This is a genomic window from Neobacillus sp. DFD-2R, from assembly GCF_057747865.1.
In genome coordinates this window covers 1,303,812-1,323,854 of sequence record NZ_CM173228.1, presented here as the reverse complement: position 1 = coordinate 1,323,854, position 20,043 = coordinate 1,303,812, and the positions used below count along the sequence as shown (strand labels likewise).

Sequence of the window (20,043 nt, the reverse complement as noted above, 5' to 3'; positions counted from 1 at the left end):
ATATTAATGAAGCATACAGGAATTGTAAAGCCTTTGTAAATTTTATGATAGGTTACGAAAACCCTCTCGTTGGGCTATTTTAAAGATTTATGAAGTTCGATGATAAACTCACTGCCTTCGCCAACATCACTTCGTACATTAATAATTCCATGATGTGCTTCCACTAAATGTTTAACGATCGCAAGGCCCAGGCCTGTCCCACCCGAGTTTCGGCTTCTTGCACGGTCCACGCGATAGAAGCGTTCAAAAATACGTGGAATTTCTTCTTTTTCGATCCCAACCCCGGAATCCTTCACGTGTACCCTTACTTTTTCGAGTTGTTCGAGAAGGATGACTTTTACAAACCCTCCTGATGGAGTATATGTAATGGCATTGGCGATCAAATTTATGAACACCTGCTTTAAGCGATTCACATCACCCTGAATTAATACCTTTTCCTGCTTACTAATAAGTTCAATCTGAATTTCCTTTACTTCCGCCTTTCCATTGAGCATCGTAATGACCTCTTCAAGTAACACATGTATATCAAATTCCTGTATAGCTAACTCGAAGCCTTGCTGCTCAATTTTTGAAAGATCAAGCAAATCCTGTATAAGAGTTTGAAGCCGGTCACTTTCTTTTAAAATAATCGAAAGAAAGGCTTCTAAAGTTTCTTTATTATTCATGGCTCCATCCAAAAGAGTTTCTGTAAATCCTTTGATAGATGTGACAGGTGTTTTTAATTCATGTGAAACGTTGGCAACAAAGTCCTTGCGCATTTGCTCAAGTTTTTTTAATTCCGTTATATCATGGAATACAAGCAATACACCCTTCCACACATTGTTAGTTCCGATGATGGGAATACCATAAACAACAAAGTACTTTCTCTCAATTAATAACGGCACAAGCAACTGTTTGCTTACTTTTTGTTCAGTTCTAAAAACTTCCGCAACCAACTGGCAAATTTCATCTTTATCTATAACTTCGTAATAAAGTTTAAATAAATAATCGGCAGGATCTACATGGAAAATATCAATGTAACCTTTATTTACAAGATTAATAAATCCACGACTATCAATTAAAACTAATCCTGCCCCCATGTTTTCAATCAAAGCACTTAAACGGTCCTGCTGCATTTCTTGGGCCTTTACCATCTCTTGTAGGTTTTGAGCCAGCATATTAATAGCAGTACCCAACTTACCGGTTTCATCCATTCGGTCAACAGTAGTTCTAGCACGATAATTTCCATTTGCCAGTTCAATTGCTACATTCGCAGCTGATTCAATTGGTTTTGTATATCTTGATGTGATTCTAACGGCAAGCAAAATGATAATGATTAAGGATATACCTAAACTAATCGATAACATAAAACGGCCATTAAAGGATTGTAAGTAAGAGTTCTTAAATAATTGACCAATCAATATTCCTAATCCAACTAATACAATACAAATGAATGTAATTAGTGCAATTAGAAACCTTGTCCGGAATTTTATCATTCTCCTTTTGGCTCCTCAAGCTTATATCCAAGACCACGAATGGTTTTGATATAAAATGGCTTTTTCGTGTCCTCCTCAATTTTCTCTCTTAAGTGTGAAATATGAACATCTACAATACGTGTATCCCCTGCAAAGTCATAATTCCAAACTGCACTTAATAGCTGGTCACGGGTTAATACTCTATTTTTATTTTGTGCAAGGTAAAGGAGCAATTCGAATTCCTTTAACGTAAATTCCAAAAGATCATCCTTATAATACGCTTCGTACTTTTCAGGAAAAATTTTTAATTTCCCAATATCAATTTGCTCTTCATTTTTTGAATTTTCATCTAAATTTTCGGCTGAGATTTGTGTTCTTCTTAAAATTGCTTTCACTCTGGCAATTACTTCTCTTGGGCTGAATGGTTTGATCATGTAATCATCCGCACCAAGTTCAAGGCCCAATATTTTATCAAACTCATCATCTTTTGCTGTTAACATTATGATAGGGGTCATAATCTTTTGTTGGCGAAGCAGCTTGCAAACTTCAATACCATCCAATTTAGGCAGCATCAGATCTAATATAATAATATCAGGCGCCTCTGTTTCGGCAATACGTTTTCCTTCTTCACCATCCATAGCAATAAGACAATCAAAACCCGCCTGTTCCAAATTATATTGAAGCAAGGTTACTATCGATTGTTCATCATCTACAACAAGTACTTTATTCTTCATAAAATCCTCCGTGTATCAAAGATTAACCCCTGCATCCATATCCAAGTATCCATAACCATTATAATATATAATGGCCAATAATACTCATTACTTAGCATTTCACAATTAGGCATAAAAAAAAAGGAATGCAATCACATTCCTTGAACTAAATTAAAAATTATCCAATGCCCGACCTTCAAACCGTTCTAAACGGTATGGAGGACAAACCTTCAATTGTCCATTTATTACGATTTCGTCTTTCTCGTTGGTACCTGCCGCATTGATTACCACATAATGTTTTTCATGGTTCACTTCAATTACCTCAAACAAAAATTGAATTGTTCCATAATGATAAACAGGCTTAGGAAACGTAATATCCTGGCTCAAAATATGACTTCCCGGGCCGGGCAAATACTTAGAGATAGCAGAAGTAACCATTCCCATAAGCATAATACTCGGAACAATTGGTTTTTGAAATGGAGTTTGTGATGCATAGTCATGCTGAATATATAGTGGGTTTGCATCATCTGTAAGGCCTAAATAAAGTAGGAGATCTTTATCTTCAACTTTTTCAGTTAATGCTAATTTTTCTCCAACTGTCATTTCTGATATTTGTCTTCCTGGCTTTCTTTTTTTACCGAGCAGCATCGAATCCCCCCTCGCATGAAAGCGATTTCATTTTATTATAAAGTATTACCACGATATTGTGAAAGAAGATATTAACGATAATTCCTATTATTATGTAATTAAAAATCAAAAAAAATAATTTGAAAAAAATTCGGGGCCTTGACCCCGAATTTTTCTATAATTTACACTAAAACAGCCATAACATTGCGAACAGATTCAGCAGATTTATCTAATGCTGCTTTTTCTTCTGCAGTAAGTTGAAGTTCGATTACTTTTTCAATACCATTAGCCCCAAGGATTGTTGGTACTCCTAAGTAAATTCCTTCATAGCCAAATTCGCCCTCAAGATAAGCAATCGTTGGAAGAACACGGCGTTGGTCTTTAAGGATAGCTTCACACATTTCAACTAAAGATGCAGCCGGAGCATAATATGCACTACCGTTACCTAAAAGGTTAACAATTTCTCCGCCGCCTTTTCTAGTACGTTCAACGATAGCATCAAGGCGTTCTTTTGAAATTAATGTTTCAAGTGGAATACCGCCTGCATAAGAATAACGAACAAGCGGAACCATATCGTCCCCGTGACCTCCCAAAACAAATCCTGTAACATCTTTAACAGATAGATTTAATTCTTGGGCAACAAAGGTGCGGAAACGGGCAGTATCAAGAACTCCTGATTGACCGATTACGCGGTTTTTAGGGAATCCTGATTCTTTGAAAACTGTGTAAGTCATGGCATCAACAGGGTTTGTTAATACGATGATTGTACAGTTTGGTGAATATTTTACGATTTCCTGAGTTACGATCTTCATTACTTTTTGATTGGTTTGCACTAAATCATCACGGCTCATGCCTGGTTTACGGGCAATACCGGCAGTAATAACCACGATATCGGAATCTCGTGTATCTTCATAGTTTGAAGTACCGGTTATGTTTGCATCAAAGCCTTGAACAGGGCTTGCTTCTAACATATCTAAGGCTTTCCCTTTTGTAGGGTTCTCCGCTTGCGGAATATCAACTAAAACTACATCCCCAAGTTCCTTTTGAGCCAGTAAAAACGCTGTAGTAGCCCCCGTAAACCCACCGCCGATTACAGAAATCTTTTTACGTTTTAATGACATAATAGCTCTCCCCTTTGTTAGAAAAAATTATTTTTTCAAGTGCGCTATCCTTATTCCATATTTTTAATAAGTTCGTCAGCAAACTCAGAGGTTTTCACTTCAGTTGCTCCGTCCATTAAACGGGCAAAGTCATATGTTACTACTTTAGATGCGATGGTATTTTCCATTGATTTAACGATCATTTTAGCTGCTTCATTCCAGCCTAAATGCTCGAGCATTAAAACACCGGATAAAATGACGGAAGAAGGATTTACTTTATCCAGACCGGCGTATTTAGGTGCAGTACCATGTGTGGCTTCAAAAATAGCATGTCCTGTTTCATAGTTGATGTTGGCTCCCGGTGCGATACCGATTCCGCCTACTTGCGCTGCAAGTGCATCGGAGATATAATCGCCATTTAGGTTCATTGTTGCCACAACATCAAATTCACGAGGACGAGTAAGGATTTGCTGTAAGAAAATATCAGCAATTGCGTCTTTTACGATAATTTTGCCGGCAGCTTCAGCTTCAGCTTGCGCCTTGTTAGCTGCATCAGCTCCTTGTTCATCCTTAATGCGGTCATATTGAGCCCATGTAAAGACTTTATCACCAAATTCTTTTTCTGCAATCTCATAGCCCCAGTTTTTAAATGCGCCTTCAGTAAACTTCATAATGTTTCCTTTATGCACAATTGTAAGTGATTTACGGCCTTCTTTAATCGCATAATTAATAGCAGCGCGTACAAGACGGCTTGTTCCTTCTTCTGAAACAGGTTTAATACCAATCCCTGAAGTTTCAGGGAATCTAATTTTCTTAACACCCATTTCATTTTGCAAGAAGTCGATTACTTTTTTAACTGCTTCAGAACCTTTTTCATATTCGATTCCCGCATAGATGTCTTCAGTATTTTCGCGGAAGATTACCATATCAGTATCTTGCGGTCTCTTTACAGGTGAAGGTACACCTTCAAACCATCTTACCGGACGCAAGCAAACAAATAAATCCAGTTCCTGTCTTAGAGCAACGTTCAATGAACGGATACCGCCGCCTACCGGAGTGGTTAATGGGCCTTTGATGGCAATCAAATATTCATTGATCAAATCAAGGGTTTCTGAAGGAAGCCATTCGCCAGTTTGATTAAAAGCTTTTTCACCTGCTAAAACTTCTTTCCATACTAGCTTGCGCTCACCTTTATAAGCCTTTTCGACTGCTGCATCTAAAACTCTGTATGAAGCCGCCCAAATATCCGGACCAGTACCGTCTCCTTCAATGAATGGGATAATTGGATTGTTTGGTACATTTAATACTCCGTTTTTAACTGTGATTTTTTCGCCTTGCATAGTTGTTCTCCCTCCTATTATGTAAAAAAACCGGCGGGAATGGTTTTTCCCCATTGTCCTGCCATCGACTTAATCAAAGGTTAGAGCATTTAACCTCTAACCTTTAATTTACCCTATTACAACAATAATTTAAATAAAAGAAAAATTCAAAGATTAACCCCTTTTTTCGATTGGAATATATTTCTGCATTCCAGGTCCTATATATTCTGCACGCGGACGAATTAAGCGGTTGTTTTCGTATTGTTCCAGGATATGGGCAAGCCATCCTGATACCCTGCTAACCGCAAAGATTGGTGTAAATAAATCATGGTCAATGCCCAGGCTGTGATAAACGGATGCAGAATAGAAATCAACGTTAGGCGGGAGCTTCTTCTCGCCTGTAACAATGCCTTCAATTTTAACTGACATATCATACCAATGTGGCTCTCCGGTTAGTTCGGTTAATTTTTTAGACATTTCTCTTAAGTGCTTGGCACGTGGATCTCCCTGACGGTAAACGCGGTGACCAAAGCCCATGATTTTTTCTTTATTTTCAAGTTTTCCACGAATATATGGCTCTACATTTTCGATAGTGCCAATATCGGTAAGCATTTTCATTACAGCTTCATTTGCTCCGCCATGTAATGGACCTTTTAGAGCTCCGATAGCAGCAGTTACTCCCGAATAAACATCCGATAATGTTGCCACACAAACACGTGCAGTAAATGTAGATGCATTCAATTCATGGTCTGCATGTAATACAAGCGCTTTATCAATTGCTTCAACAGCAATCGCTTCCGGTACTTTTCCGGTTATCATGTAAAGGAAATTGGCAGCAAAATTTAAATCCTGTCTTGGCGCTATCGGATCTAAACCTTTTCTTACCCGTGCAAAAGTTGCAATAATTGCAGGCATTTTTGCTTGAAGTCGAATCGCTTTTCGATAATTTGATTCCTCATCCATAAGATCGGCTTCATCATCATATAAACCTAGTAATGATACAGCGGAACGAAGTGCTGCCATTGGATGCACCTTTTGAATCGGATACATTTTAAAATGTTCAATTACTTCCTTTGGAAGTGCAGCATTTTCTGAAAGTTGTTTTTTCAGTTCTTCCAGTTGCGACGCAGTTGGTAGTTGACGGTGCCATAATAAATAGATTACTTCTTCGAAGCTCGCATTTTTAGCTAAATCATCAATGTCATAGCCAACATATGTTAGTGTGTCATCAATAATTGAGCTAATGGAGGAAGTTGTTGCCACTACCCCTTCAAGACCACGTGTTACTGTCATAGTAAATCTCTCCTTCGTATTCTAAAATTCCCCATTACCCTTGTGTTTATAAGCCTTATTGGTGATTAGCCGGAAGACTAAAACGTTCCCGGCCTGATTGAAAGAAATGGAATTTAAAACAATGTTTAATAATTTCTTTTCCAATGTTGTTTAATCACTTTTTTACTTCATTTTTTACCGTATAAAGTGATTGAGCGTTTGCTCGGGATAAAGAGACCCAAATAAATACCTTTCCTTAACAAAAGATAGACTACTTTACAAGTAATCTTGCTTTTAATTTAATAAATGTAGTTAAGGATACGCTTACAAGTCCTATTATAAACAATTATCAGATTTTTGTGAACGAAAAGGGTTCCGAAAATGCAAAAAAATATTATTTTACAAAAAATCTATCTAAAAAAATCAAAAATTTTCATCGCCGAATATGCAATTCCGGCTCCTATTAATGGTCCCACTGCCACGCCCTTGAAGATTGAAACCGATAAAATTGTTCCTAATACGAGTGCTGTTGTAATTTGCGGATCATTTGCCAGTAATGTTACACCTCCTTTTGCGAGTAAGGCCACTAACATACCGGAAATGAGCGCAATCCAAGCAATGGGAGATTTAAAAGCATCCGTTAAATCCTTAAAGCCAATCTGTCCACTCGCAATTGGCGCTAATACAGCAATAGTTATAATAGTGACACCCCAATTTATACCTTTAGCTTGTAAAAATGAGAAAGACTTGGCTTCCAATCCGCATATTTTTAACAAAATCAGCACTGCTATAGAAATCATTAAAGAACTGTTTTTCACGATAAATCCAATAACCAATAAAAGTAATAAAAATAAAAATGACTCACTGAACATAATTATTCACACCATTCCCCATTTGAAATTATCGTACCATAATTTCTATTTAAAGTATAAAAACTGACCTATCGCCGCTCGAAAACATTCCGGTTGCTATTTTTACTTTTTTGAAACTTTCTCCCGCAATATCCGTATAGATTATTAATTGCAATGAATATAGTGGTAAATTATGAAGTGTTGCTCATAAAATGTTAAACTAATATTAAATGAAGTTTATGGAAATTTTTCCAAAGGAGGTCTGTCATTGAATCCAACGTACATATATCGGACGATGCGTTTCATAATTGTTATTAGTATTGTTGTTTTATCAATCTTTTCGTTTTATTATTTGTCAACAGTGACTTATCCATTTTTAATTGGTCTGCTCATTGCCTTTATGATTAATCCCCTTGTAACTTTTTTTGAAAAAAAGGTCAGAATGCCGCGTGCACTTGCTGTTATTGTCGCACTCATCATTATTGTTGCATTATTTGCAGGATTAATTACGCTTCTAATTGCTGAAATAGTTTCCGGAGCCAATTATTTGGCAAGTGCTGTTCCTGAACATCTTGATACGTTAATTAATTACATTGAGAAGGTTTTTACAGCTCAAATCCTACCTCTATACAATCATTTAACAAGTGCCTTTAACAAACTTGATGCAGGTCAGCAAGGTACCATTATTGAAAATATCCAAAATGTCGGCAAAAAAATTGGCACAACTGTCGGATCGTTCATCAAAAATCTTTTGGAAAATATCCCAAACATCTTATCCTGGTTTCCAAATGCAGCAACTGTGTTAATTTTTTCTTTATTGGCTACCTTTTTTATAAGCAAAGACTGGAACAAATTTTCCGTGTTCGGGGCGAGATTATTACCTGAGAAAGCAAAGGTAAGTGGAAAAACTGTTTTTATTGATCTTAAGAAAGCATTGTTTGGTTTTATAAAAACACAATTAACGCTTGTTTCGATTACTGCTGTTATTATTTTAATCGGATTGCTTATTTTACGTGTCGATTATGCGATAACAATTGCACTTGTAACAGGTGTTGCTGAGATTCTTCCTTACCTGGGGACAGGGGTTGTTTTTGTACCATGGATTATCTATGAAATGATAGGCGGGCATTCGAGCCTGGCTATTGGTTTAGGGGTCCTTTATTTTATTGTTATAGCTCAAAGACAAATTATTGAGCCGAAAATACTTTCTTCAAGTATTGGACTTGATCCATTAGCAACGTTAATTGCTTTATTTGTTGGCTTTAAAATCATTGGATTTTTAGGGTTAATCGTTGGCCCTGTACTTCTGGTAATCATTAATACTCTTTATCGTGCACATGTTTTTCATGATTTATGGGCATTTATTATGGGGAAGGAAGTATAATAAACTTCAGAATAAAAGAGGCGACTTAAAAAGTCAGCCTCTTTTTTTATTTGATAATCTTGATACGTCCTTTATTTATCCATCTTCTAAATGACTTTTTCATAAAAAATTTAAAGAGAGTTCTTGTTGGCGGGAAAAGCATTAAGAATCCAAGTATATCCGTGATGAATCCAGGTGTAATAAGAAGTGTCGCGCCTACTAGAATACATATACCATCTAAGACAGCTTCGCCGGGAATTTGCCCATTACGAAGCTGCTCCTGTGCTTTGCGAATCGTTTGTATGCCTTCTTTTTTCGCTAGATACGCTCCAACTACACCTGTGAAAAGGATAAGAAATAATGTAGGCAAGGCACCAATTAATTTACCTGTGAAAAGTAATAACCCAATATCAGCAGCAGGAATGATGATAATTAATAAAAATAAATAACGCATTGAATTTTTAGCCCCTTCCAATCAGCTTGTATTTATTATATTTTGATTGGAAATTTCTTTACAAAAAAAGAAGGGAAATCCCCTTCTTTTTAATTATAGTACGCTTGCATGACCGTTATAAATGACTCCTCTTGCGGCATCCACGGTAATCTCTTGTCCATCTTTGAACAAGTCGAGTGCATGATCTACGCCAACAATTACAGGAATACTTAGATTTAGTCCAACCACAGCACCATGGCTTGTTAATCCACCTTCTTCGGTAATGAGCGCCGCACATTTTTCAATGGCTGGGATCATATCGCGATCTGTACCGATGGTCACTAAAATTGTTCCCGGCTTGACTTTTTCTAATGCTTCCTGAGCGTTATGGGCTACAACCACTTTACCGAAAGCTGACTTTCGTCCGATTCCCTGTGCTTTAGTGATAATATCTCCGACTACATGAATTTTCATCAAATTCGTAGTGCCTGCTTCACCAATCGGAACACCGGCAGTAATGATAACTAAATTGCCATGTTTCACTATTCCGCTGTTTAAACTCTCTTCAACTGCATAATCAAGCATTTCATCTGTAGTGTTTGCTTCCCTGCCCGGTTGTGGATATACACCCCAAACTAGGGATAAACGACGCGTAACTGAAGAATTTGCAGTTACAGCAACAATTGGTGCCTTAGGACGATATTTAGATATCATTCTAGCAGTATGGCCGCTTTCAGTTGGTGTGATGATCGCATTTACATCTAAATTTAATGCGGTATGTGCAACGGACTGACCAATCGCATCGGTTAAGTTATGTTCCGTATCTTTACTGCGGATCGATAAAATTTCTTTATGATCTAAGGCCTGTTCAGCTCTGGAAGCAATATTATGCATCGTCTGAACTGCTTCTACCGGATAAAGACCTGCAGCTGTTTCGCCGGAAAGCATAATGGCATCAGTTCCGTCAAATATTGCATTTGCGACGTCACTGGCTTCGGCACGTGTTGGTCTTGGGTTTCGCTGCATAGAATCTAGCATTTGCGTTGCCGTAATAACCGGCTTTCCAAATGAATTACATTTCTTAATTAACATTTTTTGTACTAGAGGTACTTCTTCTGCCGGTATTTCTACCCCTAAGTCACCGCGGGCAACCATCAGACCATCGGAAATTTCAAGAATCTCATCGATGTTGTCTACACCTTCCTGATTTTCAATTTTAGGTATGATATGGATTTGTGTTGCGTTATTTTCTTCTAAAAGCTGACGGATTTCTAATACATCTTTAGCTCTTCGTACAAATGAAGCAGCAATAAAATCAACATCCTGTTCAATACCAAAAACAATATCTTGCGTATCTTTTTCCGTAATACCAGGGAGATTAACTGAGACACCCGGCACGTTAACCCCCTTCTTATTTTTCAAGGTACCGCTATTTAATATTTTTGTATGAATTTCATTATTGGATTTATCAATTTTGGTTACTTCAAGACCGATTAATCCGTCATCTAATAAAATTTTTGAGCCCACATGGACATCTTCAATTAAACCAGGGTATGTAATCGAAAATTTTTCAGTAGTACCTTCTACTTCTGTCATTGATACAATTACATTTTCGCCTGACTTAAGCTCAATTGCTCCATTTTGCATGTTGTGGGTACGAATTTCAGGGCCTTTTGTATCAAGTAAAATGGCGACGGTTTTCCCGGTAATTTTTGAAGCTTCACGGATATTTTTGATCCGTTGTCCATGTTCTTCAAAATTCCCATGAGAAAAATTCAAACGTGCCACATTCATTCCTGATTCAATTAATTGTGTTAACTTTTCCACACTTTCACTAGCTGGACCAATCGTGCAAACGATTTTCGTTTTTCGCAACATCCTTTTTTCCTCCTAATAAGAAAAGCGCAAGCTCCCGTTTAGCAAAGTACACTAGTCGCATGGCTGCTTGCGCTAGGCAGTTTTCAAATTTATATTTTTAAATAGATAATTCTTTAGATAGTTTATAAAGGTCTAGGTCCAATGTGTGCTTCCTTGCTAAAGCTTCAATGATGTCATAATCAACAAGTGTATTTTTTTCAATACCAACAGCACGTCCGCCTTTTCCTTCAATAAGAAGTTCCACCGCTCTTGCACCTAATCTACTTGCGAGCACCCTATCAGCTGCCGTCGGTGAACCACCACGCTGAATATGACCTAATACAGATACTCTAGTATCGAAATTCGTTGTTTCCTGTAACTGCTTGGCAAAGTCAACACCACTGCAAACTCCTTCTGCAACGATAATTATACTGTGTTTTTTACCGCGCTCCTGCCCTTTACGCAAACGATCGGCGATTTCAGCCATATCATAGTTTTCTTCAGGTATAAGAATGGTTTCAGCCCCGCCTGCAAGCCCGGCCCATAAAGCAATATCACCGGCATTTCGGCCCATTACTTCAATTACAAATGTTCTTTCATGTGAAGTAGCTGTATCACGGATTTTATCCAATGCATCAATAACCGTATTTAAGGCCGTGTCAAAGCCAATCGTAAGTTCTGTCCCGGGGATATCATTGTCAATCGTTCCAGGTACCCCTACACAAGGGAATCCTTGCTCAGTCAATGCCTTTGCTCCACGGTAAGAACCATCTCCACCAATGACAACAAGACCTTCAATTCCATGTTCTTTTAATTGCTCAATTCCTTTTTGCTGTCCTTCCGGTGTTTTAAACTCCAGGCAGCGGGCAGTATGTAGCATCGTGCCTCCACGATGGATAATATCTCCAACAGAGCCAAGTTCAAGCTTTTTAATATTACCTGTGATTAATCCTGAATATCCGCCATAAATACCAAAAACCTCAATGTTATGAAAAATTGCTTTTCTAACAACCGCACGAATAGCCGGATTCATTCCAGGTGAGTCCCCACCACTTGTAAGTACACCAATTTTTTTCATTATTTTCACCTCATTAATTAATTCCAGAACTTATATTAAATCGAAAAGAAAAATAAAAAATAAACAAAAAAAATTCCTCTGGTTAACTTCTTTTATTATTTACATTAAACCCTATAATATTTATAAAATAACACGTTGAATTGCGCTTAACAACTGTATCACACCATCATTTTTAATAGACAGAATAATCAATTAACTGAAAACGTTTTATTCTGAAATGTAAACGTAATCATTGTCTTTTTTAAGATTTTTTTATGTATTTATTGTGACAATAGGACAAAAAGAAACGTGCCCAAAATGAGCACGTTATTTAACACCAATATAATCATTTACAAATGAAAATTCTCCAATTGTCCTAAAACGATTATAACGATCCGCAATTAATTCATCCTCTGATAATCTTAAAAGCTCTTGTAACGATTTTTTTAGTAACTTTTCAATTTCTTCCGCCTGCAATTTTGTATCTTTATGGGCGCCGCCTTTGATTTCAGGAATGATATCATCGATAACACCCAATTCTTTCAGATCCGGAGCTGTAATTTTCATTGTTTCCGCAGCTTTTTTAGCAAGAGATGAGTCTTTCCACAAAATAGCAGCCGCGCCTTCCGGAGAAATAACCGAATAAGTAGAATTTTCAAGCATGTAAATTCGGTTCCCAACTCCCAGTGCAAGAGCCCCGCCGCTACCTCCCTCGCCGATAACAATACAAACCACAGGAACCCTTAAACCTGCCATTTCAAACAAATTTCGGGCAATGGCTTCACTTTGTCCCCGTTCTTCAGCTGCTTTCCCAGGGTATGCACCTTTTGTATCAATAAAGCAAATGATTGGACGATTAAACTTATCCGCCTGCTTCATCAATCTTAGAGCCTTTCTGTACCCTTCAGGATGAGGCATCCCAAAATTCCTGCGGATATTTTCTTTTGTATCTTTACCCCTTTGATGCCCAATAATCGTAACAGGTAATCCATTAAATTTAGCAATCCCCGCCACAATAGCTTCATCATCAGCAAAGGTTCTGTCACCATGGCATTCAAAGAAATCATCAAAGATGTATGATATATAATCGAGTGTTGTCGGCCTATTTGGATGGCGTGCTATTTGTACCCGATCCCATGGTTTAATATTTTCGTATATATCCTTCTCAAGTTTTTCAAGACGTGTTTCTAATTTTTCAATTTCGGAGCTTAAATCTACATCAGCTGTTTTTGTAAATTCTTTCAACTCGGCAATTTTTTTTCTTAACTCAACAACCGGGCGTTCAAATTCTAATTCCCCTACCATTCGAGCTCACCTCCAGGTTGATGAATTTCTAAAATGTTAGTGATTTTCTCGACCAAATCAAGGCGTGAGATTATGGCATCAAGCTGACCGTGTTTTAGAAGAAACTCAGAAGTTTGAAAGTCTTCAGGCAATTCTTCCCTAATGGATTGTTCAATAACTCTGCGACCGGCAAAGCCGATTAAAGCTTCCGGTTCAGCAAAGTTAAAATCACCTAATGAGGCAAAGCTTGCCGATACACCGCCAGTGGTAGGGTGCGTCATGATAGAAATAATCAAGCCGCCGCGATCACTGAATCTCTTTAAGGCAACACTTGTTTTCGCCATCTGCATTAAACTTAAAGCACCTTCTTGCATCCTGGCACCGCCGGAAGCAGTAAAAATTATAAAAGGTACTGATAGCTCATCAGCTTTTTCGATGGCCAAGGTTATTTTTTCACCGACAACAGATCCCATACTTCCCATTCGGAAGGTTGAATCCATAATGGCTAAAACAATTTTATGACCATTTACGGTTCCAATACCTGTAACAACCGCCTCATTTATTTTCGTTTTTTGACGGTCTTTTTCAAGTTTTTCAATGTAATCAGGGAAATTCAAAGGATTTTCTGAGATCATATTCTCATTGATTCCTTCAAAGCTGCCCTCATCAAGGAAGCTGACAATCCGCTCATATGAATTCATCGAATGATGATACCCGCAATGCAGACATACCTTTAAATTTTTATTTAGTTCTTTTGTATACATGATTTTCTTGCATGAAGGGCATTTTGTCATAATACCTTCAGGTACTTCACTTTTGGTCGTTTCAGATGGAATAGTTGCGTATTTTTTCTTTTTTGTATTATTTTTTATAAAAAGCTCTTTAAGCAAAATTAAACCTCCCTCGTCGGTTGTGCTTTGGGCCTGCCCGGCAAGTTTTTTTCAATCTACTAATCAAAAGTCTTTCTATTCTGCCTATACTTCATACCTTGGGCACCCATATGAAGTGGCAAGACCAGTTGATGTTTTAAAATATAATTCCAATTTCCTTGGGCTAATTTGCTTGTCTTTTCCACTATAAAGTAGACAGCGTGTATAATTTGTTAGTTTATGTCGTGAGAAAAAGACAAATTTCGTAGTACCTGATATGCAGCAAGTGTCTTTTCCTCATCTTTTTCAGCTAATGCATTAAGCAAGAGTAGATAATCTTTCCTTTTATATACTTCTTGACGAAAATGTAATGAATAGTAATAATCTTTTAAAATTAACCACATTCTTAAAAATAAGTGATTATCTGCGATCTCAATAATTCGGTAAAAAACTTCGTCATCCTCAATAGCTTGCTCCGATTCAACCCATTCCTTCAGTTTAGCAATATTTCTTTTATCCATTCTTTGAACGGCTAACCTTAGACAATCCATTTCAATGAGTTTTTTTGTCTCTAACACATCACGCTTCGCTTTTTCATCCTGTAAAATAAAGGTACTGAGAAGCTGTACCAGCTGGTGACCCCTAAAATCTCTGATAAAGGTCCCCTCACCTCGTCTAGTCTCAATTAAGCCAAGCAATTCTAAGGCCCTAAGAGCCTCTCTAACGGAAGAGCGCCCGACATTCAGGCGCTCAGACAATTCCCGTTCAGAAGGTATTTTATCTCCGGACTTAAGACCATCAGCAGTGATCATTTCTCTTAACTGCTTAACAATCTCTATATATACTTTGGTATTTGTCACTTACAGAATCACTCACTTTTACCAATAATCGCGAGCCTCATTGTTTTCTCTTTTACTTCTTGCGGGTCTACTTTTAAACGTGCCACACCTGTTTCCATAGCTGCTTTTGCCACTGCGGCTGCAACCTCAGGCGCCACTCTTGCATCAAAAGGTCCCGGGATGACATAGTCTGCATTAAGCTCATTTTCATTGATTAAACTAGCAATTGCTTCGACTGCAGCTACTTTCATTTTTTCGTTAATATGTGTTGCACGTACATCAAGTGCTCCACGGAAGATTCCGGGAAAGGCGAGAACATTATTAACCTGATTAGGAAAATCAGATCGCCCTGTCCCCACAACCTTAGCTCCTGCTGCTTTTGCTTCGTCAGGCATAATTTCAGGATCCGGATTGGCCATTGCAAAAATAATTGAGTCCGGATTCATTGATGCAACCATTTCCTTTGTTAATGCCCCGGCGACAGAAACTCCAATAAAAACATCGGCGCCCTTAATGACATCTGCAAGACTTCCTGTTAGATTATCACGATTGGTAAATTTCGCTACTTCAGACTTAACTGCATTCATTCCTTGCGGGCGTCCTTCGTAAATGGCACCTTTGGTATCACACATAATGATATCTCTTACACCGTAGCTATATAATAATTTGATAATAGCAATTCCAGCTGCACCTGCGCCGTTTGCTACCACTTTAATTTCGGTCATTTTTTTGCCGACTAGTTTTAATGCATTAACGAGACCCGCTACAGTTACAATAGCTGTTCCGTGCTGGTCATCATGAAAGATTGGAATATTTGCTTCCTTTTTTAATCTTTCTTCAATGACAAAGCAATTCGGTGCTGCGATATCTTCAAGATTCACGCCGCCAAAGGTAGGCTCGAGTAACTTAACAGTTTCGACAATTTTATCAACATCTGTTGTGTTTAAACAAATTGGAAACGCATCCACTCCGGCAAAACTTTTAAATAATACTGCTTTACCTTCCATTACCGGCAGCGCTGCTTCCGGTCCAATATTCCCTAGACCAAGAACTGCTGTTCCATCAGAAACTACAGCAACCATATTACCTTTCATCGTGTAATCGTATACTGTTTCAGGCTTTTCATAAATATCTTTACATGGTTCGGCCACGCCCGGTGAATAGGCTAAGCTTAAATCCTTCGCATTTCGGACTTGTACTTTTGATTTTGATTCTAATTTCCCTTTGTTAATTCGATGCATATGTAGCGCTTCTTCACGTAATGTCAAGATCGTCACCCCTCAAATTTTACAAGAAATATAATAATAATTTCAACATAATTGCCCGACTACAAAGGTGGTCAGACCACACTTGTCTCATTATCACTATAACATATCTTCGAAAGTTGTAAAGAATTATTCTTTTAGGACGACGTTATTAGAACCAAGAAAATCATTTAATTTCTTCAGTAATTTAGCATTAGGATTAATATTGTTCTCAGTCGCTAATCGTACGGTTTTCCTGCTGGCTTCATAATGCAAAACCACGCTCGTATTCCCTCTATTTTCTTTTAAAAGACGATTTAATTGCTGTAACGATTTCTCATCCTGTTTATCCTGTACTATTTTTAAATACAACACTGATTTTTTGACAATCTTTTCTTTTAACCATGGTTCTATCTCGGAAACTTGTTGAATGATGAATTGAGGCTTCCCCTCACGTTCTTCCACTTTTCCTTCAATCAAAGCAAATTTCCCCTGATCCAATAGGTAAGAATATTTTTTAAAGACATTTGGGAACGCTACAGCTTCCATATCTCCACTGGAATCACTGACCGTCATAAAAGCCATTGAATCTCCTTTTTTAGTCCGGATTTTTTTCATTGTAGAAATATAAATCCCGGAGGAAGCCCATTTTTGCTCTGCTCTTAGAGCAAATAATAGTTGTGCCCCACTTTGTTTAAGCTCTTTTTCATAAATAGAAACAGGGTGGTCAGAAAGGTAAAAACCAAGTGCCTCTTTTTCAAATGAAAGCTTATCCTCGAGCCTGATAGGATCAACTTGAACATATTTTGGCTTGAGCACAATCTCTTCTACAAATAAATCAAATTGATTTGTATCTACCGGTTTTAACAGCTGTGCATGCTCAACTGCCACATCCAAGCTGGCAAGAAGTACGGCACGATCTTCGCCAAACTCATCAAAACTTCCTGAATGGACAAGTTGCTCAAGCGTTTTACGGTTAATTGCTTTAGAAGAAACCCTTATGCAAAAATCAAATAAATTATCAAACCTTTTCTTTTTTCGTGCATGAAAAATTTCCTTTAAAGCAGCAGTACCGACGCTTTTTATCGCAGCAAGACTATAGCGTATGCCCCTTTTCTCAGCTATAAAAGAGTACCCGCTATTGTTAATAGAAGGAGGAAGAACTGCGATTTCCCTTTGTTTTGTTTCCATTACATATTGAGATAATTTCACATCATTCCCAATTGCCGACGTTAGCAATCCGGCCATAAAATCTATCGGAAAGTGAGCTTTTAAGTAAGCCAATTGGTAAGCAATCATACTATAGGCAACTGCATGGCTGCGGTTAAAACCGTAATTGGCAAATCGGACGATTAAATCATAAATGTCATTGGCAAGCGATTGTTCATATCCTTTTTTTAAGGCTCCTTGTACAAAATGAGCTCTTTCACGATCGAGGACTTCTTTTTGCTTTTTTCCTACTGCCCTTCTTAATAAATCCGCTTCACCGAGTGAGAAGCCTGACATGGTCGAAGCAATTTGCATGATCTGTTCCTGATAAACTATTACACCATAGGTATTTTCCAAGATTGGTTTTAAATCGGGATGCGGATATTCTACTTTCTGACGCCCATTTTTCCGATCAATAAAAACCGGGATATTCTCCATCGGTCCGGGGCGATACAACGCATTAACAGCCACGATATCTTCAAATCGGGACGGCATTAACCTGGTTAATACCTTACGCATCCCTTCCGATTCCAGCTGAAAGATTCCCGTCGTTTCTCCCTTTGCTAACAATTCAAAGGTTTTGCCGTCTTGTAATGGGATCGAACGGATATCAACTTTCCTGCCAGTTTTACGATAAATGGACGATAAAATGGATTCAATTAATGATAGATTTCTTAATCCAAGGAAATCCATTTTCAAAAGGCCAATTTCTTCGAGATATTCCATTGAGTATTGAGTTAAATATACATGATTGGACCCTTGTTGAATTGGGATTAAATCGATGAGCTGTTTCTCACTTAAGACCACACCTGCTGCGTGGGTAGATGTATGCCTTGGCAGGCCTTCAAGCTTTAAAGCCGTTTCATAAAGCTTGCGGTTCATTGGGAGCTCATTAATATATGAACGGAGGCGTTCTGATTCTTTGTAAGCTTCCGGCAGGTTTATTCCTTGGCGTGATGGAATAAGTCTCGATAAATGATCCAGTTCCTTTGAATTCAAACCAAATACTCTGCCAACGTCTCTTAATGCTGCTTTAGCAGCAAGTGTCCCAAATGTGACGATTTGTGCAACATGTAATTCCCCGTATTTTTTTGCCACATATTCAATCACTTCATCACGGCGATGATCAGGAAAATCGATATCAATATCAGGCATCGAGATCCGTTCAGGATTTAAAAATCGCTCAAATAATAAATTGTGTTCCAACGGGTCTACATCTGTAATATATAATACATATGCTACGAGTGACCCGGCTGCGGATCCCCTTCCCGGTCCGGTTAAAATATTATTTTCCCGGGCATATCTCATAAAATCCCAAACAATTAAAAAATAGTTGCTAAACTTCATTCGCTTGATTACTTCTAATTCATATGACAAACGATCAATGTATTCTTGTGCAGGAGCGGAAAATCGTTCACTTAACCCCTGCTCGCATAACATTTCTAAATATTCCTCAGCGGGTAATCCGCTTTCTGTTGGGAATGAAGGTAAATAGGTTTTATTTAATTCAATGTTTATATTACATCTATCAGCGATTTGGAGCGTATTCTCTAATACTTCCGGTATTTCGGAGAATCTCTCTACCATTTCACCTGCTGTTTTTAAATAAAATTCGTCACTCCCTAATTTTTCCCTATGCTCGTCCTGCAGTTTATCGCCATTTTTGATAGCTAATAAACATTCATGCGGAAACATATCTTCTTTTTCTAAGTAATGGACCCGGTTGGTTGCTACCAATGGTATATTTAATTCTTTTCCGATTAACTGTAATTGATTTCGAACCAATAATTCCTGTTCGAGCTGGTGATGTTGAATGGATAGATAAAAATTCCCGCTGCCGAAGATGGTGTTCAGCTTTCTAATAAGGTCTTTTGCTAAATTTTCTTTATCGGCTAAAAGATATTGCTCTATTTCTCCCTCTAACCCCGGTGTGATGGCAATTAGCCCATCTGAATAATGCTTTAACCATTTTAAGGGGATACCATTTTCCGCTTTCGTTTGAACTGCACTGGATATTTTTAAAAGATTCTTAAACCCTTGGTTATTTTCTGCAAGTAAAACCAGCGGGAAGATTTTTGTTTCTGTTATTTCACTTTCAACATCCACTGTTAATCCAATAATGGGCTTAATATTGCTTTTTTTACATAGCTTATAAAATTCTATCGTTCCGTACATTATATTCCTGTCCGTTAACGCCAAAGCTGAAAACCCTTTTTTATGGGCATTTTCTATCAAATCAGGGACAGATGCAGTACTCGTCAATAAACTGTACGCACTATATACATGAAGGTGAATAAAAGACATTTTGTCACCCCTTTAAACTTAATCTCTATTAATTATTATAGAGGTAAAAATAAAAAAAAGAAAATATGTTCTCATAAAGAAAAGCGGATGCGCCCGTTTAGCGCACGACAGGACTGGAGCGCACCGTATGAGATAATGGAAACACGAATCGCGTTTTTGGCGATTCGATGTTGACTTATCGTAAGGAGGTGAGCGAAGTACACTAGTCGCTGGGCACAGGAGCTGGACAATTCTCATATTTTAGAGCC

16 protein-coding genes are annotated in these 20,043 nt (G+C 37.8%); 1 reads left to right on the top strand and 15 read right to left on the bottom strand.

Annotated elements, in window-relative coordinates; all coding sequences use genetic code 11:
* Positions 1-74: 74 nt before the first annotated feature.
* From pnpS to AC3ANV_RS06335, 7 genes are all read right to left on the bottom strand, one after another.
* A complete protein-coding gene (gene pnpS, locus AC3ANV_RS06365; protein WP_488312801.1) occupies positions 75-1,475 on the bottom strand; it encodes a two-component system histidine kinase PnpS in 1,401 nt (466 codons plus the stop codon).
* Positions 1,472-2,188 (bottom strand): response regulator transcription factor, encoded by a 717-nt coding sequence (locus AC3ANV_RS06360; RefSeq protein ID WP_488312800.1) that lies wholly within the window; start codon positions 2,186-2,188, stop codon positions 1,472-1,474. The genes pnpS and AC3ANV_RS06360 overlap by 4 nt, the downstream gene beginning before the upstream one ends.
* Before the next feature lie 150 nt (positions 2,189-2,338).
* On the bottom strand, positions 2,339-2,815 hold the full coding sequence (locus AC3ANV_RS06355) for a MaoC/PaaZ C-terminal domain-containing protein (protein WP_488312799.1): 477 nt from the start codon (positions 2,813-2,815) through the stop codon (positions 2,339-2,341).
* 161 nt (positions 2,816-2,976) lie between these two features.
* On the bottom strand, positions 2,977-3,915 hold the full coding sequence (gene mdh, locus AC3ANV_RS06350; protein ID WP_488312798.1) for a malate dehydrogenase: 939 nt from the start codon (positions 3,913-3,915) through the stop codon (positions 2,977-2,979).
* A gap of 50 nt (positions 3,916-3,965) precedes the next feature.
* On the bottom strand, positions 3,966-5,234 hold the full coding sequence (icd, locus tag AC3ANV_RS06345) for an NADP-dependent isocitrate dehydrogenase (protein WP_488312797.1): 1,269 nt from the start codon (positions 5,232-5,234) through the stop codon (positions 3,966-3,968).
* 153 nt (positions 5,235-5,387) lie between these two features.
* A complete protein-coding gene (gene citZ, locus AC3ANV_RS06340) occupies positions 5,388-6,506 on the bottom strand; it encodes a citrate synthase (protein ID WP_488312796.1) in 1,119 nt (372 codons plus the stop codon).
* 389 nt (positions 6,507-6,895) lie between these two features.
* The gene (locus AC3ANV_RS06335; protein ID WP_488312795.1) at positions 6,896-7,357 is read right to left on the bottom strand and encodes a DUF441 domain-containing protein; all 462 of its coding nucleotides are present in this window, start codon (positions 7,355-7,357) and stop codon (positions 6,896-6,898) included.
* A gap of 247 nt (positions 7,358-7,604) precedes the next feature.
* Here AC3ANV_RS06335 and ytvI point away from each other — a divergent pair, with 247 nt between their 5' ends.
* Positions 7,605-8,720 carry a sporulation integral membrane protein YtvI gene (gene ytvI, locus AC3ANV_RS06330; protein ID WP_488312794.1) on the top strand — a complete coding sequence of 372 codons (1,116 nt, stop codon included), beginning with the start codon at positions 7,605-7,607 and terminating at the stop codon, positions 8,718-8,720.
* Positions 8,721-8,766: 46 nt separating this feature from the next.
* Here the strand turns inward: ytvI and AC3ANV_RS06325 are convergent, their stop codons facing one another.
* The 8 genes from AC3ANV_RS06325 to dnaE form a co-directional block, all read right to left on the bottom strand.
* Positions 8,767-9,153: an FxsA family protein gene (locus AC3ANV_RS06325; RefSeq protein WP_488312793.1), complete on the bottom strand. Its 387-nt coding sequence runs from the start codon at positions 9,151-9,153 to the stop codon at positions 8,767-8,769.
* Positions 9,154-9,246: 93 nt separating this feature from the next.
* Positions 9,247-11,007, bottom strand: coding sequence for a pyruvate kinase (gene pyk / locus AC3ANV_RS06320; protein WP_488314150.1), 1,761 nt, complete (start codon positions 11,005-11,007; stop codon positions 9,247-9,249).
* Positions 11,008-11,107: 100 nt separating this feature from the next.
* Positions 11,108-12,067, bottom strand: a complete 960-nt coding sequence (pfkA, locus tag AC3ANV_RS06315) for a 6-phosphofructokinase (RefSeq protein ID WP_488312792.1) — start codon at positions 12,065-12,067, stop codon at positions 11,108-11,110.
* 306 nt (positions 12,068-12,373) lie between these two features.
* Positions 12,374-13,351: an acetyl-CoA carboxylase carboxyl transferase subunit alpha gene (gene accA, locus AC3ANV_RS06310; RefSeq protein ID WP_488312791.1), complete on the bottom strand. Its 978-nt coding sequence runs from the start codon at positions 13,349-13,351 to the stop codon at positions 12,374-12,376.
* Complete coding sequence (gene accD / locus AC3ANV_RS06305; RefSeq protein WP_488312790.1) at positions 13,345-14,220, bottom strand: acetyl-CoA carboxylase, carboxyltransferase subunit beta; 876 nt, start codon at positions 14,218-14,220, stop codon at positions 13,345-13,347. The genes accA and accD overlap by 7 nt, the downstream gene beginning before the upstream one ends.
* 212 nt (positions 14,221-14,432) lie before the next feature.
* Complete coding sequence (locus tag AC3ANV_RS06300; protein WP_488314149.1) at positions 14,433-15,011, bottom strand: FadR/GntR family transcriptional regulator; 579 nt, start codon at positions 15,009-15,011, stop codon at positions 14,433-14,435.
* Positions 15,012-15,067: 56 nt separating this feature from the next.
* Positions 15,068-16,306, bottom strand: a complete 1,239-nt coding sequence (gene ystJ, locus AC3ANV_RS06295) for an NADP-dependent malic enzyme (protein ID WP_488312789.1) — start codon at positions 16,304-16,306, stop codon at positions 15,068-15,070.
* A 126-nt stretch (positions 16,307-16,432) separates the two neighbouring features.
* Positions 16,433-19,795: a DNA polymerase III subunit alpha gene (gene dnaE, locus AC3ANV_RS06290; protein ID WP_488312788.1), complete on the bottom strand. Its 3,363-nt coding sequence runs from the start codon at positions 19,793-19,795 to the stop codon at positions 16,433-16,435.
* Positions 19,796-20,043 lie beyond the last annotated feature (248 nt).